This is a genomic window from Zavarzinia compransoris (assembly GCF_003173055.1).
Lineage (GTDB): Bacteria > Pseudomonadota > Alphaproteobacteria > Zavarziniales > Zavarziniaceae > Zavarzinia > Zavarzinia compransoris.
Map to the genome: position 1 here is coordinate 443,370 of NZ_QGLF01000002.1, position 19,691 is coordinate 463,060.

Annotated in this window: 21 protein-coding genes; 20 read left to right on the plus strand and 1 reads right to left on the minus strand. The window is 67.6% G+C overall.

What is annotated here, in order from left to right; all coding sequences use genetic code 11:
• Positions 1–292: 292 nt before the first annotated feature.
• The 14 genes from DKG75_RS07920 to DKG75_RS07985 all read left to right on the plus strand — a co-directional run bounded on the left by DKG75_RS07920 (position 293) and on the right by DKG75_RS07985 (position 14,114).
• Positions 293–976 (plus strand): Fe2+-dependent dioxygenase, encoded by a 684-nt coding sequence (locus DKG75_RS07920; protein WP_109920545.1) that lies wholly within the window; start codon positions 293–295, stop codon positions 974–976.
• A gap of 66 nt (positions 977–1,042) precedes the next feature.
• Positions 1,043–1,324 (plus strand): PepSY domain-containing protein, encoded by a 282-nt coding sequence (locus tag DKG75_RS07925; protein ID WP_109920546.1) that lies wholly within the window; start codon positions 1,043–1,045, stop codon positions 1,322–1,324.
• 210 nt (positions 1,325–1,534) lie between these two features.
• On the plus strand, positions 1,535–2,047 hold the full coding sequence (gene infC, locus DKG75_RS07930; protein ID WP_243746482.1) for a translation initiation factor IF-3: 513 nt from the start codon (positions 1,535–1,537) through the stop codon (positions 2,045–2,047).
• Between the two features lie 121 nt (positions 2,048–2,168).
• Positions 2,169–2,840: a sulfite oxidase-like oxidoreductase gene (locus DKG75_RS07935; RefSeq protein WP_425086475.1), complete on the plus strand. Its 672-nt coding sequence runs from the start codon at positions 2,169–2,171 to the stop codon at positions 2,838–2,840.
• A 194-nt stretch (positions 2,841–3,034) separates the two neighbouring features.
• The gene (locus DKG75_RS07940; RefSeq protein ID WP_166646414.1) at positions 3,035–4,372 is read left to right on the plus strand and encodes a type I glutamate--ammonia ligase; all 1,338 of its coding nucleotides are present in this window, start codon (positions 3,035–3,037) and stop codon (positions 4,370–4,372) included.
• 13 nt (positions 4,373–4,385) lie between these two features.
• Complete coding sequence (locus DKG75_RS07945) at positions 4,386–5,888, plus strand: glutamine synthetase family protein (protein ID WP_109920549.1); 1,503 nt, start codon at positions 4,386–4,388, stop codon at positions 5,886–5,888.
• Positions 5,889–5,901: 13 nt separating this feature from the next.
• Positions 5,902–6,774, plus strand: a complete 873-nt coding sequence (locus tag DKG75_RS07950) for a phytanoyl-CoA dioxygenase family protein (protein WP_109920550.1) — start codon at positions 5,902–5,904, stop codon at positions 6,772–6,774.
• Positions 6,775–6,865: 91 nt separating this feature from the next.
• The gene (locus DKG75_RS07955; protein WP_109920551.1) at positions 6,866–8,002 is read left to right on the plus strand and encodes a PAS domain-containing protein; all 1,137 of its coding nucleotides are present in this window, start codon (positions 6,866–6,868) and stop codon (positions 8,000–8,002) included.
• Positions 8,002–9,429, plus strand: a complete 1,428-nt coding sequence (locus DKG75_RS07960; protein WP_109920552.1) for a sigma-54 interaction domain-containing protein — start codon at positions 8,002–8,004, stop codon at positions 9,427–9,429. Before DKG75_RS07955 ends, DKG75_RS07960 begins: the two co-directional genes overlap by 1 nt.
• 32 nt (positions 9,430–9,461) lie before the next feature.
• A complete protein-coding gene (locus DKG75_RS07965; RefSeq protein ID WP_208111989.1) occupies positions 9,462–10,526 on the plus strand; it encodes an ABC transporter substrate-binding protein in 1,065 nt (354 codons plus the stop codon).
• Between the two features lie 87 nt (positions 10,527–10,613).
• A complete protein-coding gene (locus tag DKG75_RS07970; protein ID WP_133636850.1) occupies positions 10,614–11,720 on the plus strand; it encodes an ABC transporter ATP-binding protein in 1,107 nt (368 codons plus the stop codon).
• On the plus strand, positions 11,720–12,589 hold the full coding sequence (locus DKG75_RS07975; RefSeq protein ID WP_109920553.1) for an ABC transporter permease: 870 nt from the start codon (positions 11,720–11,722) through the stop codon (positions 12,587–12,589). Before DKG75_RS07970 ends, DKG75_RS07975 begins: the two co-directional genes overlap by 1 nt.
• An 11-nt stretch (positions 12,590–12,600) precedes the next feature.
• The gene (locus DKG75_RS07980) at positions 12,601–13,386 is read left to right on the plus strand and encodes an ABC transporter permease (protein ID WP_109920554.1); all 786 of its coding nucleotides are present in this window, start codon (positions 12,601–12,603) and stop codon (positions 13,384–13,386) included.
• Entirely contained in the window at positions 13,383–14,114 is a 732-nt protein-coding gene (locus tag DKG75_RS07985; RefSeq protein ID WP_109920555.1) for a type 1 glutamine amidotransferase, read from the plus strand. Before DKG75_RS07980 ends, DKG75_RS07985 begins: the two co-directional genes overlap by 4 nt.
• An 8-nt stretch (positions 14,115–14,122) precedes the next feature.
• Here DKG75_RS07985 and DKG75_RS07990 read toward each other — a convergent pair whose 3' ends face one another.
• Complete coding sequence (locus DKG75_RS07990; RefSeq protein ID WP_109920556.1) at positions 14,123–14,779, minus strand: MBL fold metallo-hydrolase; 657 nt, start codon at positions 14,777–14,779, stop codon at positions 14,123–14,125.
• A gap of 126 nt (positions 14,780–14,905) precedes the next feature.
• Between DKG75_RS07990 and DKG75_RS07995 the strand changes: the two genes are divergently transcribed.
• The 6 genes from DKG75_RS07995 to arsB all read left to right on the plus strand — a co-directional run bounded on the left by DKG75_RS07995 (position 14,906) and on the right by arsB (position 19,685).
• Entirely contained in the window at positions 14,906–15,541 is a 636-nt protein-coding gene (locus DKG75_RS07995; protein ID WP_109920557.1) for a DUF502 domain-containing protein, read from the plus strand.
• A 61-nt stretch (positions 15,542–15,602) separates the two neighbouring features.
• Positions 15,603–17,513, plus strand: a complete 1,911-nt coding sequence (locus DKG75_RS08000) for an acyl-CoA synthetase (protein ID WP_109920558.1) — start codon at positions 15,603–15,605, stop codon at positions 17,511–17,513.
• Positions 17,514–17,582: 69 nt separating this feature from the next.
• Positions 17,583–17,738, plus strand: a complete 156-nt coding sequence (locus tag DKG75_RS22960) for a hypothetical protein (protein ID WP_166646413.1) — start codon at positions 17,583–17,585, stop codon at positions 17,736–17,738.
• Between the two features lie 147 nt (positions 17,739–17,885).
• Positions 17,886–18,224, plus strand: a complete 339-nt coding sequence (locus DKG75_RS08005; protein ID WP_109920559.1) for an ArsR/SmtB family transcription factor — start codon at positions 17,886–17,888, stop codon at positions 18,222–18,224.
• Positions 18,217–18,654 carry an arsenate reductase (glutaredoxin) gene (arsC, locus tag DKG75_RS08010; protein WP_109920560.1) on the plus strand — a complete coding sequence of 146 codons (438 nt, stop codon included), beginning with the start codon at positions 18,217–18,219 and terminating at the stop codon, positions 18,652–18,654. Before DKG75_RS08005 ends, arsC begins: the two co-directional genes overlap by 8 nt.
• 2 nt (positions 18,655–18,656) lie before the next feature.
• Entirely contained in the window at positions 18,657–19,685 is a 1,029-nt protein-coding gene (gene arsB / locus DKG75_RS08015; RefSeq protein WP_109920561.1) for an ACR3 family arsenite efflux transporter, read from the plus strand.
• The last annotated feature ends 6 nt before the right edge of the window (positions 19,686–19,691 follow it).

A 19,691-nucleotide genomic window follows, 5' to 3' on the forward strand; every position in this document is an offset into this window, starting at 1 on the left:
GCTGCTGCGGGCCTTGCGCGTCTCGGTGGGCAAGCTAATGAAAATGCGACTTCCTCTCAATTTGTTTTGCTGATTGCGCCGGCGGCGGCGGCCGGCCCCCGCCGGCCCGCGGAATTTCCCTTTCGGCCGGCAAGCCCTTGCCCTAAAACAGCAATTAAGAACGAGACGCAAACGCGATATCGGGCCGGCGCCCGGAAACCGGGGCGGCTCGAACGAGACAAAATTTAAGAAAGCAAGGGATTGTGGCGAAAATGACACAATTCGGACGGTGCCCGGGGCAGGGGCGGTGCCCATGCTGATCGCCATCGACAAGGTCCTGACGGTGGACGAGGTCGCCGGCTTTCGCCGCGATCTCGCCGCCGCGGCGTGGCAGGACGGGGCGCTGACCTCGGGCACGCTGGCCCGCCACCGCAAGCGCAACCAGCAGCTCGACGAGGCGGATCCCCTGGCCCGGCGCCTGGGGCATCACATCCTGCGCCTGCTCGGCCATCATCCGCTGTTCGTCTCGGCGGCCTTGCCGGCCCGGATCTATCCGCCGAAATTCAACCGCTATGCCGACGAGGGCACCTATGGCGCCCATGTCGACAGTGCGATCATGCGCGTGCCCGGCACCGACGTGGTGGTGCGCAGCGATCTTTCGGCGACCCTGTTCCTGTCCGATCCCGACAGCTACGACGGCGGCGAACTGGAGATCGAGGGGCAATTCGGCGTTCAGGCGGTGAAGCTCGAGGCCGGGGACATGATTCTCTACCCCTCGACCAGCCTGCACCGGGTGACCCCGGTGACCCGGGGCGAGCGCCTCGCCGCCTTCTTCTGGATCGAAAGCCTGGTCGCCGACGAGGGGCAGCGCGGCCTGCTGTTCGATCTCGACCAGGCGATCCAGGGCCTGACCTCCAAGGCGGGGCCGGAGGACGGCCATCTCCTGGCCCTGACCGGCGTCTATCACAACCTGTTGCGGCGCTGGGCCATCACCTGAAGGCGGGCTTGAGTTGAGAATGACAATCATATACACCTGCCGCCCGGAAAACGAAGGGAAGCGATCATGTCCTTGGCGCGATTGACGCTTGGGGTTCTGGCCGGCGTTCTGCTGGCGGGCCAGGCCGGCACGGCCCTGGCCAGCGGCAATGTGTCCTGCAGCGAGCCGAAGGAACAATGGCGCCCGCGGGTCGAACTGCAGCGCGAACTGAAGGCCAAGGGCTGGGCCGTGCGCAAGTTCGTCGTCTACAACGGCTGCTACGAGATCTATGGTTTCGACGAGCAGGACAAGCAGGTCGAGGCTTTCTTCAATCCCCGCACCTTCGAGCGCGTCTACCCGGCCCCCTGAGGGCGCGGGGCAGAAATTCCGACTCCCGGCTTGCAAGATCGGGCATTTGGGGTCATTTATTGGCCATGCACCTGCGCAAGCCGCAGGTACAGAACTCATCAAGACGCGGAAGGACTGTGGTGCATAGGGCCGGCACGGCCCATATGGCATGGATGGTCCCCGCGTAGCGAACGGAGACTCTACATAGCCCGCCCACCTTTTCCCCAGGCCGTGCCCGACAAGGGCGGTCCGCGCATCAATGACCAGATCACCGTCCCCCGCGTCCGCCTGATCGACGAGACCGGCGAGAACCGCGGTGTCGTGACCTTCGCCGAGGCCCTGCATCTGGCCGATATCGCCGGTGTCGACCTGGTCGAGATTTCGCCCAACGCCGATCCGCCGGTGTGCAAGCTGCTCGACTACGGCAAGTACAAATACGAGGCCCAGAAGAAGGCCGCCGAAGCGCGCAAGAACCAGAAGGTCATCGAGATCAAGGAGATCAAGATGCGCCCCGGTATCGACCAGCACGACTATGACGTCAAGATGCGCTCGATCCGCAAGTTCTTCGAAGAGGGCGACAAGGTGAAGGTGACGCTGCGTTTCCGCGGCCGCGAACTGGCGCACCAGGACCTCGGTATGAAAGTCCTGCTGCGCGTGCGCGACGAGACCGAGGAAATCGCCAAGGTCGAACAGATGCCCAAGATGGAAGGGCGTCAGATGACCATGGTCATCGCCCCGAAGTAAGCCCGGCGCCCGCCCGGTTTCCGAACCCCCGCAGCCGCAAGCCTGCGGGGGTTTGTTTTTGCCTGTTTTGCGTTGACAGGAGGCCGGCCGCGGCCATCGTAAACGCCTGTGCCGGGGAACCATGATGGCGGATGACGACAAGCCGGGCCTGCTCGGCCAGATCAAGGCGAAGCTGGTCGGTTCCAAGGAGAAATGGGCCCGCGAGGGCCGTCTCCTGACCGGCGTGGCCGCCGCGCGCAGCCAGCGCCTGCCGCCCGGGCAGCGCCTGGTCAAGGATTGGCCGGTGCTCGATCTCGGCGTGCAGCCCAGCGTCCCGGCCGATGTCTGGCGTCTCGTGGTCGATGGCGCCGTGCTCAATCCCCTGTCCTGGTCCTTTGCCGATTTTCTGGCCGAACCCCAGGTCGACGATGTCTCGGACATTCACTGCGTCACCGCCTGGTCGCGCTACGACAACCGCTGGACCGGGGTTTCGGCGCAGCATCTTCTCGCCCTCGTGCAGCCGAAGCCGGCGGTGCGCCATGTCATCCTGCATGGCTACGACGGCTATACCACCAATGTGACCCTGGAGAATTTCGCCGCGCCCGACGTCGTCATCGCCCATGCCTGGGAGGGCCGGCCGCTGACGCGGGAGCACGGCGGGCCGGTGCGCCTGATCGTGCCCCGGTATTACTTCTGGAAATCGGCCAAATGGCTGAAGCGGATCGAATTCCGCGCCGACGACAAGCCCGGCTTCTGGGAAGTGCGCGGCTACCACAACCAGGGCGACCCCTGGACCGAGGAACGCTATAGCTGACCGCGCTGCCTGTGCTGCGAAAATGCAGCGTCGCTGCGTTTTTGCCTGCCCGGACACCCTGTTTCGCTTCAATCAAATTCTGAAAAGGGCCGGAATCCGGCCTTGTCCCCAGTTGGCACGCTTTATGCTGTTCAATTTCTAAGCGGCAAGCGTGCAGCGCATAATATTTGTGCAAATGCAGCAAGGGGGCAGGCGTGGCAAGCGACGGCGACATCGGGCATCTGCGGGCATTGCTGACGGAGCGCGGCACGTCCACCGTGCACCTGGTCTTGCAGGACCTGGACGGCGGCCTGCGCGAGCGGCGCATCCGCCTGGCCGATCTCGAACGCACCATCGGCAAGGGCACCGGTTTCTGCGACGTCCTCTACCAATGGGATGTCGGCGACAGCGTCTTCACCCCCGGGCCTTTCGTGGGCGAGGCGATCGCGGCCGATCCCGCCAGTCTGCGCGGCTATCCGTTCGAACCCCATGCCGCCTGGGTGGTTGCCGATTTCACCGGACCCTCGGCCGCGGTCAGCCCGCGCCGCCTGTTGCAGGCGCAGGTCGAGCGGGCGGCGGCCCTCGGCCTGACCGTGACGGCCGGCTTCGAATTCGAATGGCTGCTCTACCGCGAGACGGCAGAGAGTCTCCGCGCCAAAGCCTGGGGCCCGATGGTCCCCTTCGCCCCCGACAACCGCTGCTGGGATGCGATCAGCGCCGCGATCAATGCCGACCTGATCGCGGAACATCATGCGATCCTCGACGGCGCCGACATTCCCCTGGTCGGCCTCGGCATGGAACTGGGCGCGGGCTGCCTGGAAGCCAGCCTGGGCGCGACCGGGCCGATGGCGGCGGCGGACAATGCCGCCTTCTTCAAGGCCGCGACCAAGGCCTTCTACCGCCGGAAGGGGCTGTCCGCCTGCTTCATGGCCCAGCCCGACCTGGGCGCGCCCGGCCTCTCCGGCCATATCCACCTGTCCCTGACCGACAGCGCGGGACGCGAATTGTTCCGCGGCCCCTCGGCAACCGAGCCGACCGGGCCGGCGCGGCATTTCATCGGCGGCACCCTGGCCCTGCTGCCGGAACTCGCCGCCCTGCCGCTGCATACGGTCAATGCCTGGCGCCGCCTGTCGCCCGGCAATTGGGCGCCGCGCACCGCGACCTGGAGCGTGCAGAATTATTCGACCGGCATCCGTGCCGTGCTGGGCGACCACCCGGGCGCGCGGCTGGAATTCCGCATCCCGGGCGCCGACGTCCACCCCCATCTGGGTCTTGCCATGTTCCTCGCGGCGGGGCTGACCGGCCTCGAACAGGGGATCGAGGCGCCGCCCCCGGTGACCGGCGACGGCCGGCTGGAACCGCCCCCGGGCACGCCGCCCCTGCCGCGCGACCTTCATGCGGCGGCGGAAGCCCTGGCGGCCAGCGCCACGGCGCGGCGCCTGTTCGGCGATGCCTTCGTCGATCGTTTCGCCGCCTCGCGGTTCCATGAATTCGACAGCCTGCGCCGCGCGGTTTCCGCCGCGGAACGCGCCCGTTACTTCGAAGCGGTCTGAGGGAGGACGTCCGATGAACCAGCACAGCCCCATCGACACGCCCAATACCGAACTGGCGAAATATGTCGCCGACGAGGCCCGCCGGGCTCTGGTCGCCCGGGTGGGGGAGAAGATCCGGAAACTGGGCATCGAGCATGTCTATTTCCAGTTCGTCTCGGTCACCGGCCGGGTGATGGGCAAATCGGTGCCGGCCGCCCATTGGGCCGCCATCGCCAACAAGGGCGTGCAGCTCTGGTACGGCGCGATCGCCGACGTCTGCGCCGACCGCCGGGGCAATTACATCGGTTACGGCTCGAACGCGGCCGAACTGGTCGCCCTGCCCGATCCCGAGACCTTCTGCCAACTGCCCTGGAACCCGCGCATCGGCCGGGTCTTCTGCACCGTCTTCCGCCACCGCGAGGAAGAGGTGAACCCCGGCGGCTTCCTGACCTCGGACGCCCGCGGCAACCTGCGCCGCATCCACGACAAGTTCAAGCGGGACCACGGCGGCCTGCACCTGCGGATCGGCTGCGAGCCCGAGATGATGTGGCTGAAGCGCGGCCCCGACGGCAAGTTCGCCGGCGGCACCACCAAGCCCTTCGCCTATCACATCGACCAGTTCGAGCAATTGTCCCATGTAATCCTCAAGGTCAACGACTATGCCCGGGCCATGGGCCTCGACATGATCCAGTCGGACCACGAGGATGCGCCGGGGCAGGTGGAGCTGAACATCACCTTCGACGATCCCTTGCGGAACGCCGACCGTCTCACCACCTATCGCCAGATCTGCGCCCAGGTGGCGCGCGAGAACAACCTGATCGCCACCTTCATGACCAAGCCCTTCATGGGCATGTCGGCGAACGGCTGCCATCATAATGTCTCGCTGTGGACCGGGGGCGAGGATATCCTCAACCCCCTCGGCCATGACGGCGAACTGCCGGGCATGGAGGAATTGTTCACCTACCGGAAGGGCGGAAAGAACGAATTCCTGCGCGACGACGGCCATTGGATGCCGCCGGAAACCGGGCTGCACGCGATCGGCGGCATGCTGCGCCACCTGCCCGCGCTCACCTGCATCGGGGCGTCCACGGTCAATTCCTATCGCCGGCTGGCCGATCTCGGCTTCTGGGCGCCGGTCTATGCCGACTGGGGCTTCCAGAACCGCACCGTGGCGGTGCGCGTCTCGGCGCCGGGACGCCTGGAGTATCGCGCGGTCGACAGCCTGGTGAACCCCTATCTGATGGCGGGCGCCCTGCTCGTCGCCTTCGACGACGGCCTCGTCGGCCGGATCGACCCGGGCACCCCCGAACAGCGCAACATCTATGAGGCGATGGAGGCGGGCAAGATCGTCCACCGCATCCCGTCCGACCTGCGCGAGGCGCTGGATGCGCTGGAAAAGGACCGGGTGATCGCGGACGGCGCCCTGCCGGACGAGATGATGCGCTGCTTCATGCACCTGAAGCGCGACGAATGGGAGCGCTTCATCGCCACCGTCACCGAATGGGATTTCGATCGTTACCTGGAATTCCTGCCGTAAGGGGAGGGGGATCATGCTGAAGTTCACGTCCGAACAGATCGCGCAATACCGCCGCGACGGCTTCCTGATCGTCGACCGCATCATTTCCGACGAGATGGTGGCGGCGATCAAGGCGCGCTTCGAACCCTTGTTCGTCGACGGCCGCTACGAGACCGGCATCCGGCCGGACGAGGTCAACCTGCCCGAGGGCGATCCCCCCTATACCAAGCAGATCTGCAACGGCTGGCGTGCCGACCTGACGGTGGCGAGGACGGCCTTCGACCCCGCGATCGGGGAAGCCTGCGCGACGCTCGCCGGCTGGCCCGGCGCCCGCCTCCAGATCGACAACCTGCTGTGGAAGCCGCCGGCCGGCCGGCCCATCGGCTTTCACCAGGACAGCGCCTATCTGCACTGGCTGGACAAGCCGGACATGACCACCTGCTGGATCGCCCTCGACGACACCACCGCCGAGGGCGGGCCGATCATGTATCTGCGCGGGTCGCAGAAATGGGGCATCTCGCAGCCGATCGCCCGTTTCCACGGCCCCGAGGACGACATGCTGGAAGCTCGCGAATGGGCCGAGAAGAACGGCTTCGAGATCGACCTCGTGCCGATCGTGGTGCCGGCCGGCGGCGGCGCCTTCCACGACGGCTGGACCTGGCACGGGTCGCGCGTCAACCGGATGCCGGTGCCCCGGCGCAGCATTTCGATCCATATGCTGAACGCCGAGGCGCGCTACAACCCCGACAAGCTGACCATCGGCACGGGGCCCGTCTACAGCCGCTTCATGAAGTTCGGCACCAACGAATTGGACGACAATTTCTTCCCCGTCACCTGGCACGAGAGCGGCTATCGCACCCCCGGCCTCGACGACTACGTCCGCCACGGCCGCAAGGTGGCGGCATGACCAAAGTCCCGCCCATACCCCCTTGGCGAAAGCCGCGCCGGCCTGACACACTGGTGCCGCAGGCCATGGTGACGGCAGGAGGGCAGCCCTTTTGATCAGACCGAAGGTCACCCCCGACGCGGATATGATCCTGGTCGACGTCATCGGCCCGGACGGGCGCTTTGCCTGGGTCAACCCGGCGCAATGCGCGGCGCTCGGCTATGCGCCGGAAGCCCTGGTCGGCATGCCGGCGGAGGCGGTCTATGACGACCGCTCGGCCGCGGTGCTGCGCGCCCTGATCAACGATCCGCCGGCGGACGGCATCGTCGATGCGGTCGAACTGGTCCTGGTGCGGCGGGCCGGGCGCCTGCTGCGCACCCTGGCCACCGGGCGGGTGCGGGCGGCCGGGCGCGGCGTCGAGGTGCAATTGTCGAAGATCGACCTCGGCCCCATCGGCCGGCGGCTGGAAAAGCTGGAAACCGACAACCGGGTGCTGCGCGCCATCGTCCATGACGCGACCGAAGCCCATTGGTGCATCGAATTCACCGAGCCGGTCGACGTCACCCAGCCGACCGAGACGGTGGTGGCCCAGGTGTTCGAGAACCAGTCCTATTGGCGCATGTGCAACCGGGCCATGGCGGCACTTTACGAACTGCCGGAAGACCTGGACTTCAACGAGCAGAATGTCCGCCTCTACTGGCCGCGCAGCCCGGCGAACGAATCCTTCGTCCGCCAGTTCGCCGAGGCGGGTTTCGACATCAAGGGCGCGATCTCGGTCGACCGCCGCCACGACGGTTTGAATTTCGTCATCGAGAACGACATGCGGGGCGAAATCCGCGACGGCTTCCTGCACCGGATCTGGGGCAACTGCCGCCACGTCAGCCGGGACGGCACGGCGGCGATCCCGGCGGAACGGCGCTTGCAGGCGCTGCGTCAGGTGTTCGATGCGGTGCCCGATGCGGTCGCCGTCATCGATGCGGACGGCCGCACCCTGTGGACCAATGCCGCCTTCGGCCGCGCCTTCGGCGACGATGCCGCCGCCAACGACAGCATCCAGGCGCTGGCCGCCGGCGGTGCGCCCTTCAACCAGTGGCACGCCGCCCTGGTGCGGCGCCGCGACGGCACGACCGCCTGTAACATCCATTGCGACAAGGTCGCGGGCGACGACGGACGGCCCTGTACGGTCGCCGTCATCCGCCTGGATGCGGGGGCCGAGCGTGCGCCGGTCGCCCGGCGGGGGCGGCGCTGATGGTGAAGCCGGCCCAGATCTCGCCTTTCCGGTTCGGCGTGCTCGAAACCGCGGCGGCATCCTGGGCCGAGTTGCAGGGCCTCCTGGGCAGCGAGGCATTCCAGGCTTTCGCCGACGTCCTGCCCGACGGCATCATCGTGATCGATGCCGAGGACCGGGTGCGCTGCCTGAACCGGGCGGCGGAACGGGCGACCGGGACCGAGCGGCGCGAGATCGAGGGCCGCAGCCTGGAACGGCTGCTGCGCCAGTCGAGCCTGGATTTCGAGGATTTCCTGGCCGCCTGCGACCGCGGCCAGGCCCAGGGCGTGCTGCGCGGGCGGACCGACGGCCGCAGCTATCTGGCCACCCGCCGCCTCGTCATCTGCCGGGACAGCGAGGAACGCCTGGCGGTCCTCCTGTTCCGCGATGCCGAGGCGCTGGAGCGGCCGCGCCGCGGCGGGGCGGAGGGGCGCCTGCCCGGCCAGGGCGGCGATCCCGGCACGGGCGAGGACCTGTTCCTCGGCGGTGCCATGGCCGAACTGGTCGCCCGCGGGGTCAAGGCCTATGGCCGGCGGGCGCGCATCCTGCTGCTGGGCGAATCCGGGGTCGGCAAGACCGCGATCGCGCGCCACCTGCATCTTTCGGCCGGCGGGCGCAGCCGGCCCTTCGTCCATGTCAACTGCGGCTCGATCCCCGAGACCCTGTTCGAATCCGAAATGTTCGGCTACGAGCGCGGCGCCTTCACCGGCGCGCTTCAGACCGGCAAGCGCGGCTATATCGAAAGTGCTGCCGGCGGCACCCTGTTCCTCGACGAGATCGGCGAGATCCCGCTGGTCGCCCAGGCGAAACTGCTGAAGTTCCTGGAAGACGGCACGATCCAGCCGGTCGGGGCCGCGGTCGGCAAAAGGGTGGAGACCCGGATCATCGCCGCCACCAACCGCGACCTCGAGGCCATGATGGCGGCGGGCAGCTTCCGCCGCGACCTGTTCTACCGGATCAGCACCTTCACCATCCGCATCCCCTCGCTCCGCGAACGGGCGGACCGGGAGGGGTTGCTGGACCTGCTGCTGGCCCGGGTCAATGCCGAGCCGGGCACGGCCCTGGTGCTTAGCCCCGAATGCCGGGCGGCCCTGCTTGCCCATGACTACCCGGGCAATGTGCGCGAATTGATGAACCTTCTCGAACATCTGGCCATCGTCGCCGAGGGGCCGGCGATGCCCGCCGACCTGCCGGCGGGCCTGTCCCGGCCGGTGCCGGTCGCCGCCGCCGGCGAGGCCAGCCTGAAGGCACAGGTCCGCGCCTTCGAGGAGGCGGTGATCCGCGATGCCGTCAACCGCTTCGGCAGCAAGCGGGAAGCGGCCCGTCACCTCGGTGTCGATATCGCCACCCTGGTGCGCAAGACCAAGAAGGACGAGGGAGGTCAGGGTTTCGTCGAGGATGCCGAATAGGCAGGGATACCGTTAAGAAGGGGAGCACTGAAATGAGCCGTCTCAACCGCCTTTGTACCCGTTCGCTCGGCGCGCTGATGATCGCCGCCACCGCCGCCTCGGCCAGCGCCTCGGCCGCGGAATTGTCCCTGCTGACCTGGGAAGGCTATGCCGACGCCAGTTTCATCAAGGATTTCGAGACTGAATCGAGCTGCAAGGTGAGCGCCACCTATGTCGGCTCGAACGACGATTTCGCCCCCAAGCTGGCGGCCGGCGGCGGCGTCTACGACATCATCGTGCCGTCGATCGATACCATCGGCCTGATGCGCCTGGCCGGCTTCGTCGATCCCGTCGATCCCGCCAAGGTGCCGGCGCTGAAGGAGACTTACGAGCGCTTCAACACCGCGACCGATGTCACCTTCGAGGGCACGCAATGGTCGGTGCCGCTGGTCTGGGGCTCGATCTCGCTGATGTACCGGACGGACAAGGTGAGCCCGGCGCCGGATTCGATCGCCGTGATGTTCGATCCGAAATACAAGGGCAAGATCGCCTTCTGGGACGACAAGTCGACCCTCTACTGGGCGGCCCGCTATCTCGGCATCACCAATATCTACGACATGACCGACGAGGAACTGGAAAAGGTCAAGGCCAAGCTGATCGAGCAGAAGCCGCTGGTCCGCAAGTACTGGGCCACCGCCGGCGAATTGACCGATCTCTACGCCAACCAGGAAGTCTGGGTCTCGAATACCTGGACCGGGCTTCAGTCCGGCATGATCCGGGCCCTGAACAAGGGCTTCGACGTCACCGAATTCCTGCCCAAGGAAAAGGGCGAGGGCTGGATGGACAGCATGATGCTGGTGAAGGGCAGCGCCAATACGGATTGCGCCTATAAGTTCATCAACTACATGCTGTCGCCCAAGGGCCAGTGCGGCATCATCGGCGTTACCGGCTATTTCCCGGTCAGCCCCAAGGCGGTCGAGGGCTGCCTGGACGAGGCGGCGAAGAAGGCGAACCATGTGAACGACCTCGGCTTCATCGACGGCCTCGTGATGTGGCAGATGCCGGCCCGGCTCGACAAATACCTGGAAACCTGGAATGCCGTGAAGGCGGCCCAGTAACCCCTTGCGATCCCGCCGCCACGGTCCCGCCGTGGCGGCCCGGCTCTTTTGTTGGCCCGGCCTTTTGTTGACTTGTGTGGGGACAGGATGAACGACATCGTCCGGCTCGAAGGCGTTTCCAAGGTCTATGGTTCGTTCACGGCCGTCGACAATATCGACCTCGCCATCCGCGAGGGCGAATTCGTCACCCTGCTCGGCCCGTCCGGCTGCGGCAAGACGACGACCTTGCGCATGATCGCGGGCTTCGAGACGGCGGACCGCGGCCGCATCTTCCTCGGCACCGACGACGTTACCGACCGGCCGCCCTACCGGCGCCCGGTGAACACGGTCTTCCAGGATTACGCCCTGTTCCCCCACATGACGGTGGCGCGGAATGTCGCCTATGGCCTCGACATCGCCCGCGGCCGCTCGCGGAAGGAAATCGAGACCATCGTCTTCGACTGCCTGAACCTGGTCGGTCTCGCCGACAAGGCGGGGGCACGGCCCGGGCAATTGTCCGGCGGCCAGCGCCAGCGCGTCGCCATGGCCCGGGCGCTGGCCTGCAAGCCCAAGGTCCTGCTGCTGGACGAGCCCCTGTCCGCCCTCGACGTCAAGCTGCGCGAGGCGATGCAGGTCGAATTGAAGCACCTGCATGAGAAACTGGGCATTACCTTCCTGATGGTCACCCACGACCAGCAGGAGGCGCTGGTCATGTCCGACCGGGTGGTGGTCATGCGCAATGGCCGGATCGAACAGTCGGGCACGCCCTTCGACCTCTACGACCGGCCGAATTCGCCCTATGTCGCCGATTTCATCGGCGCCTCCAACCTTCTGGCCGGCACGGTGACGGTGGTCGCCGGGCGCGAGGTCGCGGTCGATATCGGCGGCCAGGCGATCCGCGGCCGGCTGGCGGAAACCGCCCCCGTGCCCGCGCCCGGCCAGGCGGCGACCGTCGGTCTGCGGCCGGAGCGCCTGCGCATCGGTGCGGCTCCCGAGGGCGACGAGAGCGGCCTCGCGGTCGAGATCACCGGCCACCTGTTCCACGGCGGCGCCTTCCGGCTGGAGGCGCGGGTGGCCGGCGGCAAGGCGGCCCTGACCATCGACCTCCAGCGCCGCTCGCTGGCGACGGCGGAGGTGATCCCGGCGGTCGGCACCCTCGTGCAGGCCCATGTCCGGGCGGCGGATGCGGTGATCTTTCCGGAAGGGGCGCTGTGATGCGGGCGGGGCAGCGCCGGCTGGCCGCCTTCGGCCTCACCTTTTCCGGGCCCTTTCTCTGGACCCTGGTGTTTCTCATCGTGCCTTATGCGGTGCTGCTCGCGGTCAGTTTCTGGACGCGGAAATTCCCGGTCTTCGTGCCCGATTTCCAGTTCGGCAACTATGCCCAGATCTTCGCCGACCCGCAGTATTACACCGTCATCCTGCGCACCCTGAAGATCGCGGCCCTGGTCACCCTGGCGTCGATCGTGCTCGGCTATCCGCTCGCCTATTTCCTGGTCTTCACCGTGCGTTCGGCGAAGTGGCGGAACATCCTCTACATGGCGGTGATCGTGCCCTTATGGGTGTCCTACCTGCTGCGCGCCTATACCTGGAAGATCATCCTCGGCACCGACGGCGTGCTGAATTCCTTCCTGGTCTGGAGCGGCATCCTGAGCGAGCCGACCGACCTCTTCCTCTACAACCAGTTCTCCATGGTCCTGACCCTGACCTATATCTTCATTCCCTTCATGGTCATGCCGATCTTCACCGCCCTGGACAAGATCCCGCGGCGCCTGATCGAAGCCTCCGAGGACCTGGGCGTCGGCCCGTTCCGCACCTTCCTGCGCATCATCCTGCCGCTGTCGGTCGGGGGCGTGGTGGCGGGGGCGACCATGACCTTCTGCCTCGCCTTCGGCGATTTCGTGGCGCCGGCCCTGGTCGGCGGGCCGACCGGCACCATGCTGGCCAATATCCTGCAAACCCAGTTCGGGGCGGCGCTGAACTGGCCGCTCGGCTCCGCGCTCGCCATGATCGTGCTGATCATCGTGCTGGCCCTGATGGGCCTGTCGAACCGGATCGAGCGCGCCGGCCGGCTGGACATGGCGTGAGGGAGGCGGCGATGCGATTTCTCTGGTGGCAGAAGGGCTTGATCGGCGGCGCCGTCGCGACCCTGTTGTTCCTTTACCTGCCGATCGTCGTGCTGGCGCTGTTTTCCTTCAACGACAGCCCGGTGACGACCTTCCCGCTGTCGGGCTTCACCCTCGGATGGTACGAGAAATTCCTCGCCAACGACGCGATCCAGCGCGCGATCCTGAACAGCCTGATCGTGGCCACGTCGGCGACCGCGCTGACCGTGGTGCTGGGCGTGCCGGCGGCGCTGGCCCTCGACCGCTTCCATTTCCCGGGCAAGGGCCTGTTCCAGAACACGATCCTGTTGCCGCTCAGCCTGCCGGGCATCGTCACCGGCATCGCCATGCTGAATTTCTACAAGCAGATCGGCCTGCCGCAGAGCCTGACCGCCGTCATCATCGGCCATGCCACCGCCCTGATGGGCATCGTCGTGTCCCAGGTGATGGCGCGCCTGGCCAAGGTCAACCGCCGCCTGGAAGAAGCCTCGGCCGATCTCGGGGCGACGCCCTGGCAGACCTTCACCCGGGTCACCTTGCCGTCGATCCGAACCTCGATCATGGGCTCGGCCCTGCTGTCCTTCACCCTGTCGTTCGACGAGATCCCGGTCACCTATTTCCTGACCGGGCGGGAGAATACCCTGCCGATGTATATCTATTCGACGCTCCGGCGCGGCATCACGCCCGAGATCAATGCGGTCGGCACGGTGATCGTGGTGCTGTCGCTGGTCCTGATCGTCGCCTCCGTCTCCCTGCTGCGCGACGGGGGCCGGGAATGACCCGGCTGCTCTTCATCTCGCAACTGGGCGAGCCGGGCCGCTCCTACGATCCCGCCATCTGGTGCCGGGCGCCGGGCGGCGACGACGAGACCCGCTGGTTCGAAGCCTGCCTGGAGGCGACGGGCCTGCGCCACCGCATCGCCTATACCGGCCTGCATGCCTGCCGGGGCGAAGCCCTGCCCGAGGATGTGGCGGCGATCGACGCCGTCGTCATTGGCGGCAGTTTCGCTTCCGTCGCCGACCGCCATCCCTGGCAGCGGGCGATCGCGGCCTGGCTGCCGCGCTGGCGCGCCACCGGCCGGCCCCTGTTCGGCATCTGCGGCGGCCACCAGCTGGTTTCGGACACTTACGGCGGCGCGGTCGGGCGCATTGCGGCAGGGCCGGAGATCGGCACCCTGCCGCTGACCCTGACCGCGGCCGGGCGCGGCCACTACCTGATGCAGGGGTTCGAGGACGGCGACCGCTTCCACTTCGGCAATTTCGACCAGGTGGAGCGGGCCCCGGCCGGGGCGACCGTGCTGGCCGTGCGGCCGACCATGGCCCATGCCGCCCTCGATCACGGCGGCGGCTGGATCACCACCCAGTTCCACCCGGAATCGACCGCCGACATCATGGCCAGCGGCTGGCTGCAGACGAGGCCGGACTGGATGCCGCGCTATCACCCGCTCGCCCGCTGCCACCTGATGATCCGGAATTTCCTCACCGGCTCGGGCGCGGTCGCGGCTTGATCGCGTCTTCAGATCCCCTCGGCCAGGGCCCGGTCGGCGACGAAGGGATTGCTGCGCCGCTCCTCCCCGAAGGTGGAGACCGGGCCGTGGCCGGGGATGAAGGTGACGTCGGCGCCCAAGGGCCAGAGTTCCCGGGTGATCGAGCGGATCAGGGTCGCATGGTCGCCGCGAGGGAAATCGGTGCGCCCGATCGAGCCCTTGAACAGCACGTCGCCGACGATGGCGAGCTTGCTGCCGCCATGGAAGAAGACGACATGGCCCGGGGTATGGCCGGGGCAATGCTTCACCTCCAGCACTTCCTCGCCCACCGTCACCGTGTCGCCGCCCTGTAGCCAGCGGCTCGGCTTGAACGCGGGGTAGAGCGGGAAGCCATAGGCCTCGCCCTGCTGGCGGAGGCTATGGATCAGGAATTCGTCTTCCTCATGCGGGCCTTCGATGGGCACGCCCGCCTCGGCCGCCAATTCGCCGGCGGCCGAGGCATGGTCGAGATGGCCATGGGTCAGCAGCACTTTTTCCAGCGTGATGCCGACCTGCTCGATCGCGCCCCGGATGCGGTCGAGATCGCCGCCGGGATCGACCGCGGCGCCCTTCATGGTCCGGTCGCACCAGACGAGGGAACAGTTCTGGGCAAAGGGCGTTACCGGAACGATGCCGACTTTCAGCATGACGGATGATCCTGTTCCGTCCGACCGACGGCAGTTGGGAATTCGCCTTCCCTCTAGCATAATGATTGCCGATTGGCCAAGCCGGCCAGGATTGTAGCCGCTTTCGAAGCCGGGAATGCCGACGCGATGGAACGTATACGCCGCAATATCGTCACCGGGCTGCTGGCCAGCCTGCCGCTGCTGCTGACCGCCTGGATCGTCAAGATCGTGTTCGATTTCCTGGTCGCCGCCGGGCGGCCGGTGGTGCTCGGCTTTGCCGCCGGCCTGACCGACCGGGCGCCCGAGGTGGCCGACCTGCTGCGCCAGGACTGGTTCCAGAGCCTGCTGGCGGCGATCGTCACCCTCTTCGCCCTCTATCTGCTCGGCGCGCTGACCACGGCCATGGTCGGGCGGCGGCTGTGGCACCTGTTCGACCGGCTGATGGCGCGCATCCCCTTCGTCGAAGCGGTCTACGGCGCGGTGCGGAAGCTGATCACCTCGTTCCAGCAGGCGCCGGCCGGCCAGCAGCGGGTGGTGCTGATCGAGTTTCCCAGCCCCGACATGAAGACCATCGGCTTTGTCACCAAGGTCTTCACCACCTCGGACACCGGGCGCGAGGTGGCGGCGGTCTATGTCCCGACCGCGCCCAACCCGACCTCCGGCTATATGGAACTGGTGCCGGTCGAGAAACTGGTGTGGCTCGACTGGACCGCGAACGAGGCGATGCAGTTCATCCTGTCCGGCGGCACGGCGGCGCCCGACCGTCTCACCTTCGGCTCTTGACCTTCCCGGCGCCGCCCCCGATCCTGCTGCTCCAAAAAATAACAGCGAGGGGGAGGGGGCGATGGACGAAGTCCTGCGCATTGCAACCTATGACGACGTCCTGGCGATCGAGGCGGTGCCCCTGCGGGACCGGCTGCACGGCCTGACCGATACCTATGGTGTGATCGAGCGGGCGGCCCGGCTGTGGCCCGACGAATGGGCGCTGCGCTTCCTGCTGATCGGCGATCCGGAACTGCCGTCCCACGACGTCAGCTATCGCGATCTTCTCGCCCGGGTGACCGCTGCCGCCAACCTGTTCCAGCGGCTGGGCATCGGGCCGGGGCGGGCGGTCGGCCTGCTGCTGCCCAATGCGCCCGAGACCCATTATGCGCTTTGGGGCGCCCAAGCGGCGGGGATCGCCAGCCCGGTCAATCCCCTGCTGGAACCGGGCAAGATCGCCGATATCCTGCGCAATGCCGGCGCCACCGTGCTCGTCACCCTCGCCCCCTTCCCGCAGTCCGACCTCTGGGACAAGGCGGTGGAGGTGATCGATCAGGTGCCGGGCCTGACCACCGTGCTCCGGGTCGATCTCTCGCCCTATGTGCCCGAGGCCATGCGCCCCATGCTGGCGGCCCTGACCCCGCCCGACCGGTGGCCGGCACGGGCGGATGTCGATATTCTCGATTTCGGCGCCGCCCTGGCGGGCGAGGCCGGGGACCGGCTCGTCTCCGGCCGGGTGATCGGGGAAGGCGAGGTCGCCGCCTATTTCCATACCGGCGGCACCACGGGCACGCCCAAGCTGGCCCGCCAGACCCACGCCAACCAGGTGTTCGAGGCCTGTATCCTCGGCAGTCTCATGGGGGCGCGGGAAGACCGGGTGCTGCTCTGCGGCCTGCCGCTGTTCCATGTCAACGGCACCATGGTCACCGGCCTTGCCGCCTTCGCCAGCGGGCGCACCGTCGTGCTGCTCACGCCCCAGGGCTATCGCGGCCAGGGCGTGGTGGCCAATTTCTGGGCCCTGGTCGAACGCTTCCGGGGCAATTCCTTCTCGGGCGTGCCCACGCTTTATGCCGCGCTGCTCGACGTGCCGATCGCCGGGCGCGACGTCTCCTCGCTGCGCTCGGCGATCTGCGGCGCGGCGCCCATGCCGGCGGACCTGATCCGCCGCTTCGAACAGGCGACGGGGGTGAAGATCCTCGAAGGTTACGGCATGACCGAGGGCACCTGCGCCAGCGCCATGAACCCGCGCTGGGGCGAGCGGCGCACCGGCTCCGTCGGCTTCCGCCTGCCCTATGTCGAGTTGCAGCCCATGGTTCTGGACGAGCGGGGCCGGCCGTCGCACGCATGCGCCGTGGGCGAGGTCGGGGCGCTGTGCATGAAGGGGCCGCAGCTTTTCGCCGGCTATGCCGGCCAGCCGGCACCGGACGGCTGGTTCGACACCGGCGACCTTGCCCGTTACGACGGGGATCATTACCTGTGGCTGGTCGGGCGTTCCAAGGACCTGATCATTCGCGGCGGCCATAATATCGATCCCCAGATGATCGAGGATGTCCTCGCCGCCCATCCCGCCGTCGCCCTGGCCGCCGCCATCGGCCAGCCCGACGCCTATGCCGGCGAACTGCCCGCGGCCTATGTCGCGCTGCGCCCCGGCGCCGCCGCCTCGGCGGAGGACCTGATCACCTATGCCCGCGCCCATGTGCCGGAACGGGCGGCGGCCCCGGTCCATCTGGAAATCCTGCCGGAACTGCCGGTGACGGCGGTCGGCAAGATCCACAAGCCGCCGCTGCGCCAGCGCGCCGCCGCCCGGGTGCTGGGCGACGCGCTGCGTGCCGCCGGCGTCGCCGCCACGGTGGAGACGCGGGAGGATGCGACGCGCGGCCTGCTCGCCGTCATTACCCCGGTACCGGGGACGACGGCGGATGAGATCCGCGAGGTGGTGGGCGGCTTCGCCGTCGCCACGGAAATCGCCGAAAGCCGCGCTGCCGCAACGTAAATTGACTCGCCATATGGGATTTCGGCCGGTACCTTCCCCGCTGACAAAAATGTACAGGAGGGTCCGACCATGTCCGATCATGACACCGAAGCCCAAACCGCCGCTGTACAATATCAGGTCGTTGCTGTCGGCGGGGCCGCCCAGATCATCGCTTTTCCGATGAAACCCAAGGCTATCCCCCCGCAGGAACCCGAAACCGCAGCGGATGACGCCGCCGAGAACTGAGGCGGTCTCATCCGGACAGAACAAGGGACGCCCGTCGCGTCGCTGACGAACCCCGCCGAAGTTTCGGCGGGGTTTTGTTTTGGGGGAGCGGCCGTTTCCGGTTGCGCCCGGCGCGTTGCGTGTTAAAGCGTCCATATGTCGAGAAATATGGACGAATCAACCGCGATCGAAGCCCTGGGGGCGCTGGCCCAGCCCACCCGCATGGCAGCCTTCCGCTTCCTGGTCGCCGCCCTGCCCGAAGGGGTGCCGGCGGGCGATATCGCGGCGGCGCTTGTCGTGCCCCACAACACGCTGTCCTCGCATCTGGCGATCCTGGCCCGGGCCGGCCTCGTCCGGTCGGTCCGGGCGGGGCGGACCGTGTCCTATCGCGCCGATCTCGACGGCTTCCAGGCCCTGGTCGCCTTCATGACCGAGGATTGCTGCCAGGGCCGGCCGGACCGCTGCCGGCTGCCGGGCGGCGGCAACGAGGGGGGATGCCTTGCCTGACACGGATGTCGTCATCTATCACAACCCGGATTGCGGCACGTCGCGCAATACGCTCGCCCTGATCCGCCATGCCGGGATCGAACCCCATGTCGTCCCCTATCTGGCGCTGCCGCCCGCGGCGGCGCTGCTGACCCGCCTGGCGCGCCGTGCCGGGGTGCCCCTGCGCGCCCTGCTGCGGGAGAAGGGCACGCCTTACCGCGACCTCGGCCTCGACGATCCGTCGCTGCCGGATGCGGCGCTGCTGGCCGCGGTCGGGCACCACCCGATCCTGCTCAACCGGCCGCTGGTGGTGACGCCGCTGGGGGTCCGCCTGTGCCGCCCGTCGGAGGCGGTGCTCGACCTTCTGCCGCCGGGGCCCTACGGCTTCTTCGCCAAGGAGGATGGCGAGGTCGTCATCGATCATGCCGGCCGGCGGGTGGCGGGGGGCTGATCGTGCCGTTTTTCGAACGCTACCTGTCGCTTTTCGTATTGCTGTGCATCGGCGTCGGGATCGGCCTCGGCGAAAGCGTGCCGGGCCTGTTCCGGTCGCTGGCGGCGATGGAGGTGGCGACCATCAACCTGCCGGTCGCCGCGCTGGTCTGGGCCATGATCGTGCCCATGCTGCTGCGGGTGGATTTCCGCTCGGTCGGGGGGGTCTTCACCCATTGGCGCGGCATGGCGGTGACGCTTTTCGTCAATTGGGCGGTGAAGCCCTTTTCCATGGCGCTGTTCGGGGCCTTGTTCCTCGGCTGGCTGTTCCGGCCCCTGCTGCCGGCGGATCAGATCGATTCCTATCTCGCCGGGCTGATCCTGCTGGCGGCGGCCCCGTGCACGGCCATGGTCTTCGTCTGGTCCGGCCTCACCCGGGGCGAGCCGACCTTCACCCTGGTGCAGGTGGCGGTGAACGACCTCTTGATGATCCTGGCCTTCGGGCCCCTGGTCGGCCTGCTGCTGGGGGTGGCGGCGATCAGCGTGCCCTGGCAGACATTGTTCTATGCCGTCGGCCTTTATATCGTCGGGCCGCTGGTCCTGGCCCAGGGCCTGCGTGGGCTGGCGCTGCGCCTGGCGGGGCCGGCGGGGGTGGAACGCCTGCTGGGCGGCCTGCGGCCCCTGTCGCTGGGGGCGCTGATGGCCACGCTGGTGCTGCTGTTCGGCTATCAGGGCGGGCGCATCGTCGCCGAGCCGCTGATCATCCTGCTGCTGGCCGTGCCGATCCTGGTCCAGGTCTATGTCAATGCGGCGCTTGCCTATGGTCTCAACCGCTGGCTCGGGGAACGGCATTGCGTGGCCGGGCCGTCGGCCCTGATCGGCGCCAGCAATTTCTTCGAACTGGCGGTGGCGACGGCGATCAGCCTTTTCGGGCTCGAGTCCGGCGCCGCCCTGGCGACGGTGGTCGGGGTCCTGGTCGAGGTGCCGGTGATGCTGACGGTGGTCAGGCTGGTGAACCGCAGCCGCGGCTGGTACGAGCGGGGCCGGGGTTGACGCGAT

Bases quoted from the DNA above. Each gene is read 5' to 3' on its own strand.
- DKG75_RS07975 (WP_109920553.1), top strand. From the start codon at position 11,720: ATGCGGGCGGGGCAGCGCCGGCTGGCCGCCTTCGGCCTCACCTTTTCC.
- DKG75_RS07960 (WP_109920552.1), top strand. From the start codon at position 8,002: ATGGTGAAGCCGGCCCAGATCTCGCCTTTCCGGTTCGGCGTGCTCGAA.
- DKG75_RS07990 (WP_109920556.1), bottom strand. From the start codon at position 14,779: ATGCTGAAAGTCGGCATCGTTCCGGTAACGCCCTTTGCCCAGAACTGT.
- DKG75_RS07935 (WP_425086475.1), top strand. From the start codon at position 2,169: ATGATGGCGGATGACGACAAGCCGGGCCTGCTCGGCCAGATCAAGGCG.
- DKG75_RS07965 (WP_208111989.1), top strand. From the start codon at position 9,462: ATGAGCCGTCTCAACCGCCTTTGTACCCGTTCGCTCGGCGCGCTGATG.
- DKG75_RS07985 (WP_109920555.1), top strand. From the start codon at position 13,383: ATGACCCGGCTGCTCTTCATCTCGCAACTGGGCGAGCCGGGCCGCTCC.
- DKG75_RS07950 (WP_109920550.1), top strand. From the start codon at position 5,902: ATGCTGAAGTTCACGTCCGAACAGATCGCGCAATACCGCCGCGACGGC.
- DKG75_RS08005 (WP_109920559.1), top strand. From the start codon at position 17,886: ATGGACGAATCAACCGCGATCGAAGCCCTGGGGGCGCTGGCCCAGCCC.
- DKG75_RS07920 (WP_109920545.1), top strand. From the start codon at position 293: ATGCTGATCGCCATCGACAAGGTCCTGACGGTGGACGAGGTCGCCGGC.
- DKG75_RS08000 (WP_109920558.1), top strand. From the start codon at position 15,603: ATGGACGAAGTCCTGCGCATTGCAACCTATGACGACGTCCTGGCGATC.
- DKG75_RS07970 (WP_133636850.1), top strand. From the start codon at position 10,614: ATGAACGACATCGTCCGGCTCGAAGGCGTTTCCAAGGTCTATGGTTCG.
- DKG75_RS07925 (WP_109920546.1), top strand. From the start codon at position 1,043: ATGTCCTTGGCGCGATTGACGCTTGGGGTTCTGGCCGGCGTTCTGCTG.
- DKG75_RS07980 (WP_109920554.1), top strand. From the start codon at position 12,601: ATGCGATTTCTCTGGTGGCAGAAGGGCTTGATCGGCGGCGCCGTCGCG.
- DKG75_RS07945 (WP_109920549.1), top strand. From the start codon at position 4,386: ATGAACCAGCACAGCCCCATCGACACGCCCAATACCGAACTGGCGAAA.
- DKG75_RS22960 (WP_166646413.1), top strand. From the start codon at position 17,583: ATGTCCGATCATGACACCGAAGCCCAAACCGCCGCTGTACAATATCAG.
- DKG75_RS07995 (WP_109920557.1), top strand. From the start codon at position 14,906: ATGGAACGTATACGCCGCAATATCGTCACCGGGCTGCTGGCCAGCCTG.